This is a genomic window from Mycobacterium pinniadriaticum (genome assembly GCF_026242045.1).
Lineage (GTDB): Bacteria > Actinomycetota > Actinomycetes > Mycobacteriales > Mycobacteriaceae > Mycobacterium > Mycobacterium pinniadriaticum.
In genome coordinates, this window is the sequence record NZ_JAPJDO010000002.1 from 208,809 (window position 1) to 223,928 (window position 15,120).

A 15,120-nucleotide genomic window follows, 5' to 3' on the forward strand; every position below is an offset into this window, starting at 1 on the left:
AGACAATATCTGTCTGACCTGCATCAATTCTTGTGGAGCCTAGGAGATTCGAACTCCTGACATCTGCCTTGCAAAGGCAGCGCTCTACCAACTGAGCTAAGGCCCCGTCCGGGTGTCTCAGTCGTCGAGGGTGTGCCAGATTTCGCCGCGGCGGCTACCGATGATCAGCGCGCCCGCGGCCAACACCACGATCAGCAGTGCAATCCGCACGGGCGCCCTTCCCGTCGACCAGGACATCGTGGGCCTAGGAGGACTCGAACCTCCGACCTCTTCGTTATCAGCGAAGCGCTCTAACCGCCTGAGCTATAGGCCCGTATTCGCATACGACCGAGCGACGAGATTACCGCACCACCGGCACTGCACCCAAACCGCAAGCCGCGGGCGCTTTCTTCACCGGCGAGCAGACACAGAATCGCCTTCCGGACGGCCTTTCCGCGCGAGTTTGTGTCTGCTCGGCAAGGGGATGCGGCCGGGCCGGTTAGTCCCGGTCAGCCAGCGTGATCTCGACCCCACCGACGATGTCGGTGCTGAGGTTGTAAACGAACGCACCGATGGTCGCCATCGCCGTCAGCAGCACGATGTTCACCAACCCGATCAGCGCCGCGCCGCCGAAGATCGTCCCGCTGGACACCAGCTCACCGCTGCCACCGCTGGTGGCCGTCAACAGGTCGCCGACGTTGCTGTTGAGCTTGCTCCACACACCCATGCCGCCGAGCACCAGGTACAGGAACGCCACCGCGATCATCCACACGAAGAACAGCGCCACCGACAGCAGCAGCGACACCTTCAGCGCGCTCCACGGATCAATGTGCCGAATCTGCATACTGGCGCGCACCGGACCTCGAGATCGGCCGGCCGCCGCCTGAACCCGGGCAACCGCACCGGACGGCCGCGCCGGCTGCTCCGGCACGGGTTTGCGCTGCTGCGCCACCGGCTTGGGCGGGTTCGACCCGGACAGGTCCGGGAGCTCACTGCCGTACCCCTCCGGTCGGGCGACCTCGGTTCGTTCGGCGCGCTGCTCGGGTCGTGGCTCCGGACGAGATTCCTGCCGTGGCTCCGGCCGGTTCCCCGGGGTGTCGCTTTCCGGCCGCGGGCCGGACGGCGGACCACCCGCGCCGGACAGGTCGGGGGCGGCCGAACCGGTGATGAACCGGTTCACCCGTGCCTCGATGTTCGACTGCGGTCCCCCTTGCGGGCGGGCTGGTCCCTCACCTGGCGGTCGCTGCGGAGCACCACCCTGCCGTGCCCGCGCCGCACCGCGCTGCCATGGCGGAACCTCACCGGACCCACCGTTGGCACCCGGTCGGGCACCGGACCGGTCGGCCGAACCGTTCCCGTTGCCCGGGCCCTCGCCCGGTCCGGGTTGGCCCGGCTCGTTCGGTGCGCTCACCGCCACTCCTTACCTGTCCGCCCCGCCGCGCTATGTCTCTTCGGATGTGTCGTCTGATTCAGACTCCAGCCCGGCCACTTCGTCCGTGCTGTCCTGTTCCTCGGCATTGCGGGCAATGGCTAACAGTGTGTCGCCCTCTCCCAGGTTCATCAAGCGAACGCCCTTGGTCTGGCGCCCGGCCTTGCGGACTTGGCGGGCCGCGGTGCGGATCACACCGCCGCCCGAGGTGATGGCATACAACTCACTGTCCTCATCGACCACCAATGCGCCCACCAGACTGCCACGCCGCCGGTCGTATTGAATGGTCAGGATGCCTTTACCACCGCGCCCCTGCACGGTGTACTCGTCGATGGCCGTCCGCTTCGCGTAACCACCGGCGGTCGCCACCAGCAGGTACGTGCCTTCGACCACCACATTCAGCGACAGCAACCGATCGTCCTCGTTGAATCGCATGCCCTGCACACCCGAGGTCGCCCGGCCCATCGGCCGCAGTGCCTCGTCGGTCGCGGAGAACCGGATCGATTGGCCGTTGGCGCTGACCAGCAACAGATCGTCCTCCGCGGAGCACAACACCGCACCGACCAGCTCATCGCCGTCGCGCAGGTTGACCGCCACGATGCCGCCCGAGCGGTTCGAGTCGAAGTCGGTCAGCTTCGACTTCTTGACCAAGCCATTCTTGGTGGCCAGTACCAGGTACGGCGCATCCTCGTAGCTCTTGATCTGGATGACCTGGGCGATGCGCTCCTCAGGCTGGAAGGCCAGCAGGTTGGCCACGTGCTGGCCCCGCGCGGTGCGTGATGCCTCCGGCAGCTCGTACGCCTTGGCCCGGTACACCCGGCCCTGCGTGGTGAAGAACAGGATCCAGTCGTGGGTCGAGGACACGAAGAAGTGCCTGACGATGTCGTCCTGCTTGAGACCGGCGCCCTGCACGCCCTTGCCGCCCCGCTTCTGGCTGCGGTACAGATCGGTCTTGGTGCGCTTGGCGTAGCCGGTCTCGGTGATCGTGACGACGACGTCCTCGCGGGCGATCAGGTCCTCATCGGAGACCTCGCCGTCGGAGGCGACGATCCGGGTGCGCCGGTCGTCACCGTGCTTGTCGGCGATCTCCGCGAGTTCGTCGCGGACGATCGCGCGCTGACGTTCCGGCTTGGCCAGGATGTCTTCCAGGTCGGCGATCTCGGCCTCGATCTTGGCGAGATCGTCGACGATGCGCTGACGCTCCAGGGCGGCCAGCCGGCGCAGCTGCATGTCCAGGATCGCCTGGGCCTGGATCTCATCGATGTCGAGCAGCTCGATCAGGCCGGCCCGGGCGATATCGACGGTCTCCGACGCCCGGATCAAGGCGATGACCTCGTCGAGGGCGTCGAGCGCCTTGACCAGACCGCGCAGGATGTGGGCCCGCTCGTTGGCCTTGCGCAGCCGGTAGGTGGTGCGCCGGACGATCACGTCGAGTTGGTGGGCGACGTAGTAGCGGATCATCTGGTCCAGGCGCAGCGTCCGGGGCACACCGTCGACGATCGACAGCATGTTGGCGCCGAAGCTGGTCTGCAGCTGGGTGTGCTTGTAGAGGTTGTTCAGCACCACCTTGGCCACGGCGTCGCGCTTGATCTCGACGACGATGCGCAGGCCCACCCGGTCGCTGGACTGGTCCTCGATATTGGAGATTCCGGCGAGCTTGCCGTCACGCACCTGCTCGGCGATCGAGGTGATGAAGTTGTCGTGGTTGACCTGATACGGCAGCTCGGTGATCACGATCGACGTCCGGCCGCGGGTGTCCTCCTCGATCTCCACCACGCCGCGCATCCGGATCGAGCCGCGGCCCGTGGTGTACGCGTCGTGGATGCCTTGGGATCCCACGATCAGACCCGAGGTGGGGAAGTCCGGGCCCTTGACCCGCTCGCAGCAGGCGGCCAACGTCGCTTCTTCGTCGGCTTCGTGGTTATCCAGGCACCAGTAGACGGCCTCGGCCAGCTCGCGCAGGTTGTGCGGCGGGATGTTGGTGGCCATGCCCACGGCGATACCGCCCGAACCGTTGGCCAGCAGGTTGGGGAAGCGGCTCGGCAGAACCGTCGGCTCCTGCACACGCCCGTCGTAGTTCGGAATGAAATCGACTGTCTCCTCGTCGATTTCACGCAACATCTCCATGGCCAGCGGCGTGAGGCGCGCCTCCGTGTACCTCATGGCGGCCGCTGGGTCGTTACCCGGTGAGCCGAAGTTGCCCTGGCCGTCGACCAACGGGTAGCGCAGCGACCACGGCTGGGCCATCCGCACCAGGGTGTCGTAGATCGACGAGTCACCGTGCGGGTGATAGTTGCCCATCGTCTCGGCAACGGAGCGTGCGGATTTCGCGTGTCCGCGGTCGGGCCGGAAGCCGGAGTCGAACATCGCGTAGAGCACGCGGCGGTGCACCGGCTTGAGGCCGTCGCGCACCTCCGGCAACGCGCGCCCGACGATGACGCTCATCGCGTAGTCGATGTAGCTGCGCTGCATCTCCTGCTGGATGTCGACCGGTTCGATGCGGTCGCCGGCTTCGTCGCCTGGGGGCAGGGTGGTGTCAGTCATGTGATTCCTCTTTCGTCCCTAGGACGGGGGGGTACGTCGCTAAACATCCAAGAAACGAACGTCTTTGGCGTTACGCGTGATGAAACTGCGCCGGGCTTCGACGTCTTCGCCCATCAGGATGGAGAACAGCTCGTCGGCCGCGGCGGCGTCGTCCAGTGTGACCTGACGCAGCACCCGGACCGACGGGTCCATCGTGGTCTCCCACAGCTCCTTGGCGTCCATCTCGCCCAGGCCCTTGTAGCGCTGGATGCCGTCGTCGACGTTGATCCGCTTGCCGGCGGCTTTGCCGGCCTCGAGCAGGCCGTCGCGCTCCCGGTCGGAGTAGGCGAACTCCGGCTCGGAGCGCTGCCACTTCAGCTTGTACAGCGGGGGCTGCGCCAGGAAGATGTGGCCGTTCTCGACCAGCGGCTTCATGAACCGGAACAACAGGGTGAGCAACAGCGTCGAAATATGTTGTCCGTCAACGTCGGCGTCGGCCATCAGCACGATCTTGTGATAGCGCAGCTTGGCCAGGTCGAACTCGTCGTGGATGCCGGTGCCCAGTGCGGTGATGATCGCCTGGACCTCGGTGTTCTTCAGCACGCGGTCGATGCGAGCCTTCTCGACATTGATGATCTTGCCGCGCAGCGGCAGAATCGCCTGGAACATCGAGTCCCGGCCGCTCTTTGCCGAACCACCGGCCGAATCACCCTCCACCACATACAGTTCCGACAGCTTGGGGTCGGTGGAGCGGCAATCGGCGAGCTTACCGGGCAGACCGCCGATGTCGGTGGCGCTCTTGCGCCGCACCAGTTCTCGAGCCTTTCGAGCCGCGATGCGCGCCTGAGCCGACGACACTGCCTTGTTGACGACGGTCTTGGCCTCGGTGGGATTGGCCTCGAACCAGTGCGTGAGTTGCTCGTTACAGATCCTCTGTACGAACGATTTCACCTCGGTGTTGCCGAGCTTGGTCTTGGTCTGGCCCTCGAACTGGGGCTGGGACACCTTCACGGAGATGACCGCCGCCAGGCCCTCGCGGATGTCGTCCCCGGTGAGGTTCGGATCCTTGTCCTTGAGCAGTTTCTTGTCCTTGGCGTACTTGTTGACCACCGTGGTCAGCGCGGCGCGGAACCCCTCTTCATGGGTGCCGCCCTCGTGGGTGTTGATCGTGTTCGCGAAGGTGTGCACCGACTCCGAGTAGCCGGCGTTCCACTGCATCGCGATCTCGACCTCGTGGCCCTCACCCTTACCGTCGAAGTCGATGACGCTGGGCTGGATCGGGTTCTTGGTCCGGTTCATGTGCTTGACGAAATCCACCAGGCCACCTGGGTATTGGAACACCCGGTGCTTGACCTTGTGCTGGCCCGCGGCGGCTTCGGCGGCCTTCTCCTCGGCGGACTTCGGCGCTTCGGCGGTGTCGCTGACGACCTCGTCGACGACCTGTTCGGCGGTGACGCGTTCGTCGGTGAGGTCGATCGTCAGGCCCTTGTTGAGGAAGGCCATCTCCTGCAGCCGCCGGGCGACCGTCTCGAAGTCGTAGTTGGTCGTCTCGAAAATGGTCGGATCGGCCCAGAACCGGATGGTTGTACCGGTCTGCTTGGTCTGATCACCCTTGCGCAGCGTGCCGGGCACCGAATTGTCATAGGTCTGGAACCACTCGAAACCGTCGGTGCGGATGTCGGCCTCGAGACGACTCGACAGCGCGTTAACCACCGACACGCCCACGCCGTGTAGACCGCCGGACACACTGTAGGCGCCTTCTTCGAACTTGCCGCCGGCGTGCAAGACCGTCATGACCACATCGACGGTCGGGATGCCGGTTGCGTGCATGGCTACCGGGATGCCGCGGCCGTTATCGGTTACCTCGACTCCGCCGTCTTCGAGGATGCGCACCGACACCTTGGTGGCGAACCCCGCCATCGCCTCGTCGACGGCATTATCGACAACTTCCCAGATGAGATGGTGCAGCCCTCGTTCACCGGTTGAGCCGATATACATACCCGGCCGTTTGCGGACCGCCTCCAGGCCTTCGAGGACTTTGATCGAGTCGGCACCGTACTGTTCTTTGGCAGCCACTAGCGGAACGCTCTCCTTGGGGTTCGCAAGCGCGCGATTCGCGACCGCGCGCGGGTCTGAACCAGTCTACCGGTAAGTCCCCTTCGGACTGATTCTGCGGCGGCGTTTCTGCACACCTAGTTGCGCCGTGCACGGAATTTTTCGGATCGGCATGAGTCTCGACGCTTGACAGAGTTGTCGATGAGCGTGTCGTGGCTGTCAGCCGACTGTGGTAGTGGGGTCACCCGTAGGTGTCGCGCGGACCACGCCCCGAGATGTGCAGCGGGCCCTTCCGCCACGACGGAGCGACCGGCCCGGTGATCTTCAGCCTGGTCACCACACCGTCGCCGACCGCTGCGGCGATCTTCGCCAGCAGTTGTGCCTGGACCATCCGCAACTGGGTTGCCCAGGCGGTCGACTCCGCCGTCACACTGAGTACGCCGTCTTGCAAGGCCGCGGGCTGAGCGTGCTCGGCGATCTGCTCGCCGACGACCTCGGACCACTGTGCGAACACCGCACCCTCGGCCACCCGGGTCGTCCAGCCGCGGGACTTGGCCAGCTCGTTGGCCGCGGTGCCGAGCGGTTGGGGATCACGACGATCGGGCCCCGGTCCCGACCAGGTGCGGCGATTACCGCGGTCGGCGCCCCGGCGAGCACCGGGGGAGCGGCCGCCGCGGCCGACTTCCTTACCCTGACTGCGCGCCGCGCCGCGAGCTTCCTCCAAGGTGCGGCGTACCAGATCCATCCCGGCCAGACCGGCGAGGTGTTCGGGTGGGCCGGTCGTGTCCTGTGCCTCATCGTCGGGTCCGGTCACGACGTCACCTCCGACATTCGTCCGCCGTCGTCGTCGCGCAACGTGATGCCGATGCGGGTGGCATCCCAGTCGGTGGGGATGTCCTCACCGACCGCGGCGGTGACGAGTACCTGCTCCGCGTCAGCGGCGACACCAGCCAGCGCCCGGCGGCGGGCGTTGTCCAACTCGGCGAACACATCGTCGAGGATCAGCACCGGCTCACTGCCTTCGGTGCGCAGCAGTTCATAGGAGGCCAAGCGTAATGCCAGTGCCATCGACCAGGATTCGCCATGACTGGCGAATCCCTTCGCCGGCTGATCACCCAGTCTCAGCTCGAGGTCGTCGCGGTGCGGACCGACCAGGCACATCCCGCGTTCCAGTTCGGCGTCACGCCGGCGGGCGAGTCCGGCGAGAAGCGTAGCTTCCAGATAGTCGACGTCAGGAGCATTGCCGTCGACTTCGACGCTGCTGCGGTAGCTGATCGCAGCGGGTCGTGACGCGGGCGCCAGCAGCTGGTAGGCCTTCTCCACCTCCGGTGCCAACAGGTTCGTCAACTCGATGCGGGCGGCCATCAATTCCGCACCGTGAGCGGCAAGGTGGCCGTCCCACACATCGAGGGTTTCCAACACCCCGGAATCGCCCCGAAACCGTCCTCCCGCAGCTGATTTCAACAAGGCGGTGCGTTGTTTGAGCACCTTGTCGTAGTCGGTGCGAATCGCGGCCACCCGCGGCCGGCGCACCGACGCGAGTTCGTCGAGATAGCGGCGGCGTTCTCCTGGATCACCACGCACCAGCGCGAGATCCTCCGGGGCGAACAACACCGCGCGGACCGCGCCGAGCAGCTCGCGCGTGCTACGGACCGGAGAGCGGTTCAGCCGGGCCTTGTTGGCCCGGCCCGCCGCGATTTCCAGATCAACCGCCAGTTCCCGGCCTTCGTTGACGACAATTGTCGACACCACGGCGCGCTCGGCGCCGGCCCGGATCAACGGAGCGTCGGTGGCGACGCGATGCGATCCCAAGGTCGCGCAGTACCACAGTGCCTCAACAAGATTGGTTTTACCGAAGCCATTGGGGCCGACGAACACCGTCCGGCCCGGCGCCAACTCGAGATCGACGTGTTGCCACGACCGAAAATCGCGGAGCGCCAGGTGCCGGACATACATCGGGTCCGGCTATCCCGACTCCGAGACCCGCTTGACCGCGTGTCCGCCAAACTGGTTGCGCAATGCCGACACTGCCTTCATCGTCGGCGAATCTTCTTGCCGCGAAGCGAATCGCGCGAACAACGACGCCGCGATCACCGGCATCGGCACCCGATGATGGATCGCTTCTTCGACCGTCCAGCGACCCTCACCGGAGTCCTCGGTATAGCCAGAGATCGCATCGAATGCGGGGTCTTCCTTCAGTGCCTTGGCCAACAGCTGCTGCAACCACGACCGCACTACCGTGCCGTTGGTCCAGGCCTGGATCACCGCCTGGGTGTCCTTGATCAACGGTTCGGCGGCCAACAACTCGTAACCCTCGGCATAAGCCATCATCAGCCCGTACTCGATACCGTTGTGCACCATCTTGGCGTAGTGACCCGCGCCGACCGGACCGGCGTGGACGAAACCGTCGGCCTGATCCCCAGGCGGGCGAAGGGTGTCGAAGATGGGCATCACCCGCGACACATCCTCGTCGCTGCCGCCGACCATCAGACCGTAACCCTCGGTCAATCCCCAGATACCACCGGAAACTCCGGCATCGACGAATGAAATCCCTTTGTCACCAAGAAGTTCCGCGTGCGGACCATCCTCGGTGTACCTGGAGTTACCGCCATCGATCACCAGATCACCGGGGCTGAGAACCTCGGCGAGCTCACTGATGGTGCTATCGGTGATAGACCCGGAGGGCACCATCACCCACACCACACGAGGGGCACTGAGCGCCTCGGCCAGGCCGGCCAGGTTGGGCACATCGGTCACCTCGGGTCTCGGGTCGTACCCGATGACTTCGTGGCCGCCCTCGCGCAATCGCTCACGCATGTTGAAGCCCATTTTGCCAAGACCAACCAAACCCAACTGCATGTGCGCCCTCTCTGTCGGGGTCCGGATCAGCCTGGTAGCCGCACCGGCATCAACAGGTATACGTAGTCGGTCTGAACGGCAGGGAACGGCCCGGTGCCTTCGGCCTGTTCATCACCGTTCGCCGGCCGCAGCACCGCGGGTCGGCTCGGAGTCGTGAAACCAAACGTCACCCGATCGGAATGCAACGAACCCAGGCCATCGGTCAGGTAGGTCGGATTGAAGGCAATCGTCAGGGGCTCCCCGGCGAACTCTACGGGCAGATCCTCCTCAGCGCGGCCCACGTCATCGGCGCCGGCGGACAGGTGCAGCACTCCATCGCCGAACTCCATCCGCACCTGCGCCCCGCGGTCAGCGACCAGCGCCACCCGCTTGATCGCATCGGTCAGCTCCGTCACCCCGATCGTCGCCACCGCGGTGTGCTCGGCGGGCAGCAGTTGACGGAACTTCGGGAACTCGGCGTCGAGAAGCCGGGTGGTGCTGCGTTTGCCGCCGCTGCGGATCCCCAGCAGCCCGTCCTTACCCACCGACGAGCCCGCACCGAGCGCCAGGTGCACTTCGGTGCCGGATGTTCCCGCCTTTGCCGCCTCGGCGAGGGTTTTCGCCGGAACCAGGACGGCAGCTTCCAGGCTCGGCGAGGACGTCGCCCACGTCAGTTCACGCACCGCCAGCCGGAACCGATCGGTGGCGGCCAAAACCACTGTCTCCCCGGAAATCTCCACTCGGATGCCGGTCAGCATCGGCAGGGTGTCATCTCGGCCGGCCGCCACGGCCACCTGGCCGATCGCCTCGGCGAACAGATCGGCGGAGATCACACCCGTTTCGTCGGGCAACGCCGGCAGCGCCGGATAGTCCTCCACTGCCATCGTGGGCAGTGAGAACCGCGCACTCCCGCACGTCAAAGCCACCCTGGTGCCATCGACGCTGACATCGACCGGCTTGGCCGGCAGCGCTCTGGTGATATCGGACAACAGCCTTCCGGAAACCAAAACGCTTCCAGCCGAGGCGATTTCAGCGGGAACCCGGACTTCGGCGGAGACCTCGTAGTCGAACCCGGAGATCGTCAGACCGTCGTCACTACCGGTGAGCAGCACCCCTGCCAGCACCGGCACCGTCGGGCGGGTCGGAAGATTACGGGCAACCCAGGCGACCGCATCGGCGAAGTCCTCTCGCACCAGACGGAACTTCAAGTCGGAGCCAACCGTCGTAGTTGCCACGTGCACACTGTCCCTTCATCACCCAAATAACTCCGACCAGCGGTCACCTCATGCCGGAGCACTGGCGAGCGTGATCTGTGAGCGACAGCCGCAGAACGGCAGTCAGAACAACAACCGTAGAGCGTCGGACGCCATCTTGAAAGCTAATCGATGGGGGTGACACGAGCACTCTCGGACCGTGCCGCACGACCTGTGAACGGGCTGTTCCCCAAGGCTGTCTTCAAAGAGGAGATTGGAAGAGAGATAACGGCAACAGTAATAGGGCCTGTGCAAGCTGTGGACCGACGGCATGACGGCCTGCTTGGGTGCGGTGTGGGCATGTGCACTAACTGTGTATGACAGTCGGTCAACAACGGGGTGGATGTGCACAGCCGCGAGTTGTTCATCGTGATCCCGGTGATTCGATCGCGATGACCGGTGTTGTCCACACCTGTGTGCACAGGCGCGTGGCGTGACCACTGGTACGACAGTGGCCAAAGTTTTTGGCCCGGATGATGCGAAATAGTGGAATCTCAGCGCTTGGAGCGCTGGCGGATCCGCGTGGTGAGTTCCTTGACGTGATCGAACACCTCACGCCGATGGGCCATTTCGCCGCGAATCTTCTTCTCGGCGTACATCACCGTGGTGTGGTCTCGACCGAACGCCTGGCCGATCTTCGGCAGGGAGAGGTCGGTCAGTTCACGGCACAGATACATGGCGATCTGTCGGGACTGGGCCAGCGCCCGGGTCTTGCCCGGGCCGCGCAGTTCCTCGACGGTGGTATCGAAGTACTCGGCCGTAGCGGCCATGATGGCCGCGGTACTGATCTGCATGGTGCCGGCGTCGGCGATGAGATCACGTAACACGATCTCGGCAAGCGACCTGTCGATCTGGGTCTTGTTGAGCGAGGCGAAAGCCGTGACCCGAATGAGGGCGCCCTCGAGTTCACGGATGTTGCGCTCGATGCTGCTGGCGATGAGTTCGAGGACGTCGTCGGGAACGTCGAGCCGTTCCATCTGAGCCTTCTTACGAAGGATGGCGATACGGGTTTCGAGTTCGGGTGGCTGGACGTCGGTGATCAGTCCCCACTCGAACCTGGTCCGCAGCCGGTCCTCGAGGGTCGCCAGCTGTTTGGGCGGCCGATCGGAGGAGATGACGATCTGCTTGTTGGCGTTGTGCAGAGTGTTGAAGGTATGGAAGAACTCTTCCTGGATACCCTCTTTGCCCTCGATGAACTGGATGTCGTCGACCAGCAATACGTCGATATCGCGGTAGCTGCGTTTGAACGCGACCTTGCGGTCGTCACGCAGGGAGTTGATGAAGTCGTTGGTGAACTCTTCGGTGGAGACGTACTTGACCCGCATCCCGGGAAACAGTCGCTGGGCGTAATTGCCGGCCGCGTGCAGCAGATGAGTCTTACCGAGCCCGGACTCGCCCCAGATGAACAACGGGTTGTAGGCGCGGGCCGGAGCCTCGGCGATCGCCAGGGCGGCCGCGTGCGCGAAGCGGTTGGATGCGCCGATGACGAAGGTGTCGAATGTGTAGCGTCGGTTGAGGCTCGTACCCGGCGTCTCAGTGGAGGCATTGCTGCGGGGGCGTTCGATGAAATAGCTGGGCCATGTCTCGTGCGCGCTGGCCAATGCTTCGCGGTCCTCGTCGACCTCATCGAGTTCCAGATCGGTGGTGGGGAGATCCGGCGCGGCGGTGTCGTTGTCATCGTCGAGACTCGGTGGGGCGATCCGCACGCCGAGTTCGACTCGTTGGCCCAGCCGACGGCTGAGGGCGTCGACGATCTGTGTCCGTAGGTGACGTTCGATCTCGTTTTGCACGAAGCTGCTCGGTACCGAGAGGAGGGCGAAGCCCTCGGCGATGGTGAGCGGCTGGACGAGTTTGAGCCAGGCGCGTTGTTGTGGAGTCAGCGGTACATGGCCGCCGGTGCCATTACTGAGACGTGAGTCCGCAGTTCCGTCGCCGTTGAGCTCGGCGACAACCGAACTCCACACCGTGGCGAACGCTGAACCGGGATCTTCGGTCAACGACAGATCCCCCTGGTCCGAAAGTCGAGCAAATTCCGCGGTCATAGGCAAAAGCAGACGAGACGACGACAGATCTGTCCACATAGTTATCCACAGGTGTGGACAGGACAGTCGTCCTCGTCTCGCAGCATATCGGCGCAGGGTCGCGGGTCGGCAGTTAATCCGAGCAATTCGGTGACTTCTGGACTATCGCCGGCCTGTGTCCCCGCTTCGTGATGGGCTGCCGCGTCGTGCTGAAGCGGCTCTGGCAGAAGCTAACAGTTTTCGGGGCGGGTGCCAACCGTTCTGCAACATTCGGATCACGTTGGCATAACGGTGGACCGGGCACCGGTGACGGATGTGACGATTGTCGATGTGTGCGGTGATGGAGGGCACGACAAGGCGGTTTGACCAGGCGAAGTGACGTCAGTACCCTCGAACAGTCGCCCGAACGTCGGCGATACGGCTGCGACCGGGTTTCGGGACCGCGCCGGTTACGAGCGAGACCAGAGCTTACCAACGGCAGTCGCGTTCGTCCGGGAACACGTACACGCGTGTATATCGGACAGCGACTGCAATACGACGAGGAGAGACAGCCGTGGCCAAGGGCAAGCGGACCTTCCAGCCGAACAACCGGCGCCGGGCGCGGGTTCATGGCTTCCGTCTGCGTATGCGCACCCGCGCGGGGCGGGCGATCGTGACGGGCCGGCGCCGCAAGGGTCGTCGTTCGCTGACTGCCTGATCCACGAGATCACGCGGCGTGCTGCCGGCTCAGTTCCGGATGACACGGTCTGCGGAGTTCGGCGCCACCATCAAGCACGGGGTGCGAGCGGCGCAGCCGGATATCGTCGTGCACGCACGACGTGACGCGGGCACTGAAGCCGGGCCGCGAGTCGGTCTGATCGTCGCCAAATCCGTTGGCAATGCGGTACAACGCCACCAGGTGTCCCGACGGTTGCGACACGCTGCCCGGGGGGTTCTGCCGGATCTCACCGCCGATGAGTGCGTGGTGATCCGGGCGTTGCCCACGAGCCGCCATGCGATGTCGGCTCGGTTGGAACAGCAGCTGCGAAACGGGGTTCGCCGCACCCATGAGTTGATGGAGAAGACACGGTGACTCGTCTTCCGGTGCGAGGCGTGATCTTCCTCATCGAGCTTTACCGGCACACCATCTCGCCGCTGCGGCTGCCAACGTGCCGATTCACCCCGACCTGTAGTCAGTACGCCGTGGAGGCGCTGACCGAATACGGCTTGATCCGGGGGAGTTGGTTGGCCCTGATCCGGCTGGGAAAGTGCGGGCCCTGGCATCGGGGAGGATGGGATCCAATACCCGAGCGGTGCCCGCAGGCGCCCGGGTCCAGTCTCGACAAAGACGGCAGGAGCACGCATGTTTGATTGGTTCAGCCTGGACATCATCTATTACCCGGTGTCGGGCATCATGTGGCTCTGGTACAAGCTGTTCGCGGCCATCCTGGGCCCGACCAACTTCTTCGCGTGGGCACTGTCGGTGATGTTCCTGGTGTTCAGCCTGCGTGCGCTGCTGTACAAGCCGTTCGTCCGGCAGATCCGTACCACGCGGCAGATGCAGGAGCTGCAGCCGCAGATCAAGGCGCTGCAGAAGAAATACGGCAAGGACCGCCAGCGCATGGCGCTGGAGATGCAGAAGCTGCAGCGCGAACACGGGTTCAACCCGATCCTCGGCTGTCTGCCGATGCTGGCCCAGATCCCGGTGTTCCTCGGGCTGTTTCACGTACTGCGGTCGTTCAACCGGACGCAGGGCGGGTTCGGTCAGATCCAGCTCACCGTTGAAGAGAACCGGGCGACCGGCAACTACTTCTTCAGTCCCACGGACGTGGCGAACTTTCTCGATGCGCATCTGTTCGGGGCACCGTTGGGCGCGACCATGATCCAGCAGCACGGGCTCGATGCCTTCACCGAATTCAACCGAGCCTCCGTCATCGCGGTCGGGGTTCCGATCATGATCCTGGCGGGCATCGCAACCTACTTCAACAGCCGGGCCTCGGTCGCGCGCCAGAGTCCGGAGGCGGCGGCCAACCCACAGACCGCGATGATGAACAAACTCGCGCTGTACGTCTTCCCGCTCGGCGTGGTGGTCGGTGGGCCGTTCTTGCCGTTGGCCATCATCATGTACTGGCTGGCCAACAACATCTGGACATTCGGGCAGCAGCACTACGTGTTCAGCAAGATCGAGAAGGAAGAAGAGGCGAAGAAGGAGGAGGCGCTGGCTCGCCGCGCGGCGAACGCGCCGGCGCCGGGCGCCAAACCGACCAAGCCGAAGAAGGGTGCGCCGGTAGCCACCAACGGTTCAGGCACCGAGTCCGTCGATAGCTCTGCCGCCGCGGATGACGCCGACACCGGCACGGACGCAGATGCCGAATCCGGGACGGAGGGGGCTGCCGACGATGGGGCGACCAACCGCACGCCGCGCCCTGGGGCACGGCCCAAGAAACGTAAGCGTTGACCGGGGATCGCTCCGGTGAGAAGAGGGAGAGACACATGACGGATGCCGACGTCACGGACGTGACTGATACCGACGTTGCAGCGGAGAAGGGCGACGACCTGGAAGAGCGTCTTGTCGCCGAGGGTGAGATCGCGGGCGACTACCTCGAGGAGTTGCTGGACTTGCTGGACTTCGACGGCGATATCGACCTCGACGTGGAGGGCAGCCGCGCGATCGTGAGTATCGACGGTGGCGAGGACTTGTCGAAGCTGGTCGGCCGGAAGGGCGAGGTCCTCGATGCGCTTCAGGAGTTGACCCGGTTAGCTGTGCACCAGAAGACGGGGGAGCGCAGCCGGCTCATGCTCGACATCGCGAACTGGCGCCGCCGTCGCCGGGAGGAGCTCAGCGCCTTGGGCGACAAGGTGGCTCACCGGGTGTTGGAGACTGGCGAACGTGAAGAGTTGGCACCGATGACGCCGTTTGAGCGCAAGATCGTTCACGACGCCGTTGCGGGTGTCGACGGTGTCCACAGCGAGAGTGAGGGCGTGGAGCCTTCGCGCCGCGTTGTGGTGCTGAAGGGCTGAAGTTACATCGGTGTAGTTCTCG

General features: G+C 64.6%; 13 protein-coding genes and 2 tRNA genes. 5 read left to right on the forward strand and 10 right to left on the reverse strand.

The annotated features are described in order from the left end of the window. Positions 1-33: 33 nt before the first annotated feature. The 10 genes from ORI27_RS03240 to dnaA form a co-directional block, all read right to left on the reverse strand. Positions 34-106, reverse strand: a tRNA-Ala gene (locus tag ORI27_RS03240). A gap of 133 nt (positions 107-239) precedes the next feature. Next, positions 240-313: transfer RNA gene (locus ORI27_RS03245), tRNA-Ile, on the reverse strand. A gap of 165 nt (positions 314-478) precedes the next feature. Beyond that, positions 479-1,390 carry a DUF3566 domain-containing protein gene (locus ORI27_RS03250; protein ID WP_265995073.1) on the reverse strand — a complete coding sequence of 304 codons (912 nt, stop codon included), beginning with the start codon at positions 1,388-1,390 and terminating at the stop codon, positions 479-481. 30 nt (positions 1,391-1,420) lie between these two features. Further along, entirely contained in the window at positions 1,421-3,952 is a 2,532-nt protein-coding gene (gene gyrA, locus ORI27_RS03255; protein WP_265995074.1) for a DNA gyrase subunit A, read from the reverse strand. 39 nt (positions 3,953-3,991) lie between these two features. Then, positions 3,992-6,007 carry a DNA topoisomerase (ATP-hydrolyzing) subunit B gene (gene gyrB / locus ORI27_RS03260; RefSeq protein WP_265995075.1) on the reverse strand — a complete coding sequence of 672 codons (2,016 nt, stop codon included), beginning with the start codon at positions 6,005-6,007 and terminating at the stop codon, positions 3,992-3,994. 220 nt (positions 6,008-6,227) lie between these two features. Beyond that, a complete protein-coding gene (locus tag ORI27_RS03265) occupies positions 6,228-6,800 on the reverse strand; it encodes a DUF721 family protein (protein WP_265995076.1) in 573 nt (190 codons plus the stop codon). After that, complete coding sequence (gene recF, locus ORI27_RS03270; RefSeq protein ID WP_265995077.1) at positions 6,797-7,942, reverse strand: DNA replication/repair protein RecF; 1,146 nt, start codon at positions 7,940-7,942, stop codon at positions 6,797-6,799. The genes ORI27_RS03265 and recF overlap by 4 nt, the downstream gene beginning before the upstream one ends. A gap of 9 nt (positions 7,943-7,951) precedes the next feature. Continuing rightward, positions 7,952-8,872 carry a phosphogluconate dehydrogenase (NAD(+)-dependent, decarboxylating) gene (gene gnd / locus ORI27_RS03275; protein WP_265995248.1) on the reverse strand — a complete coding sequence of 307 codons (921 nt, stop codon included), beginning with the start codon at positions 8,870-8,872 and terminating at the stop codon, positions 7,952-7,954. After that, positions 8,872-10,065, reverse strand: a complete 1,194-nt coding sequence (gene dnaN, locus ORI27_RS03280; RefSeq protein ID WP_265995078.1) for a DNA polymerase III subunit beta — start codon at positions 10,063-10,065, stop codon at positions 8,872-8,874. Before dnaN ends, gnd begins: the two co-directional genes overlap by 1 nt. A 506-nt stretch (positions 10,066-10,571) precedes the next feature. Further along, the gene (gene dnaA, locus ORI27_RS03285; RefSeq protein WP_265995249.1) at positions 10,572-12,074 is read right to left on the reverse strand and encodes a chromosomal replication initiator protein DnaA; all 1,503 of its coding nucleotides are present in this window, start codon (positions 12,072-12,074) and stop codon (positions 10,572-10,574) included. 577 nt (positions 12,075-12,651) lie between these two features. Here dnaA and rpmH point away from each other — a divergent pair. The 5 genes from rpmH to ORI27_RS03310 are packed head-to-tail and all read left to right on the forward strand — an operon-like array spanning position 12,652 to position 15,098. Beyond that, a complete protein-coding gene (gene rpmH / locus ORI27_RS03290; RefSeq protein ID WP_005142265.1) occupies positions 12,652-12,795 on the forward strand; it encodes a 50S ribosomal protein L34 in 144 nt (47 codons plus the stop codon). Positions 12,796-12,813: 18 nt separating this feature from the next. Continuing rightward, positions 12,814-13,170, forward strand: coding sequence for a ribonuclease P protein component (rnpA, locus tag ORI27_RS03295; protein WP_265995079.1), 357 nt, complete (start codon positions 12,814-12,816; stop codon positions 13,168-13,170). Then, on the forward strand, positions 13,167-13,448 hold the full coding sequence (gene yidD, locus ORI27_RS03300) for a membrane protein insertion efficiency factor YidD (protein ID WP_265995080.1): 282 nt from the start codon (positions 13,167-13,169) through the stop codon (positions 13,446-13,448). The genes rnpA and yidD overlap by 4 nt, the downstream gene beginning before the upstream one ends. Further along, positions 13,441-14,535 (forward strand): membrane protein insertase YidC, encoded by a 1,095-nt coding sequence (gene yidC, locus ORI27_RS03305; RefSeq protein ID WP_265995081.1) that lies wholly within the window; start codon positions 13,441-13,443, stop codon positions 14,533-14,535. The genes yidD and yidC overlap by 8 nt, the downstream gene beginning before the upstream one ends. Before the next feature lie 35 nt (positions 14,536-14,570). Further along, positions 14,571-15,098, forward strand: a complete 528-nt coding sequence (locus ORI27_RS03310) for a Jag family protein (RefSeq protein WP_265995082.1) — start codon at positions 14,571-14,573, stop codon at positions 15,096-15,098. Positions 15,099-15,120 lie beyond the last annotated feature (22 nt).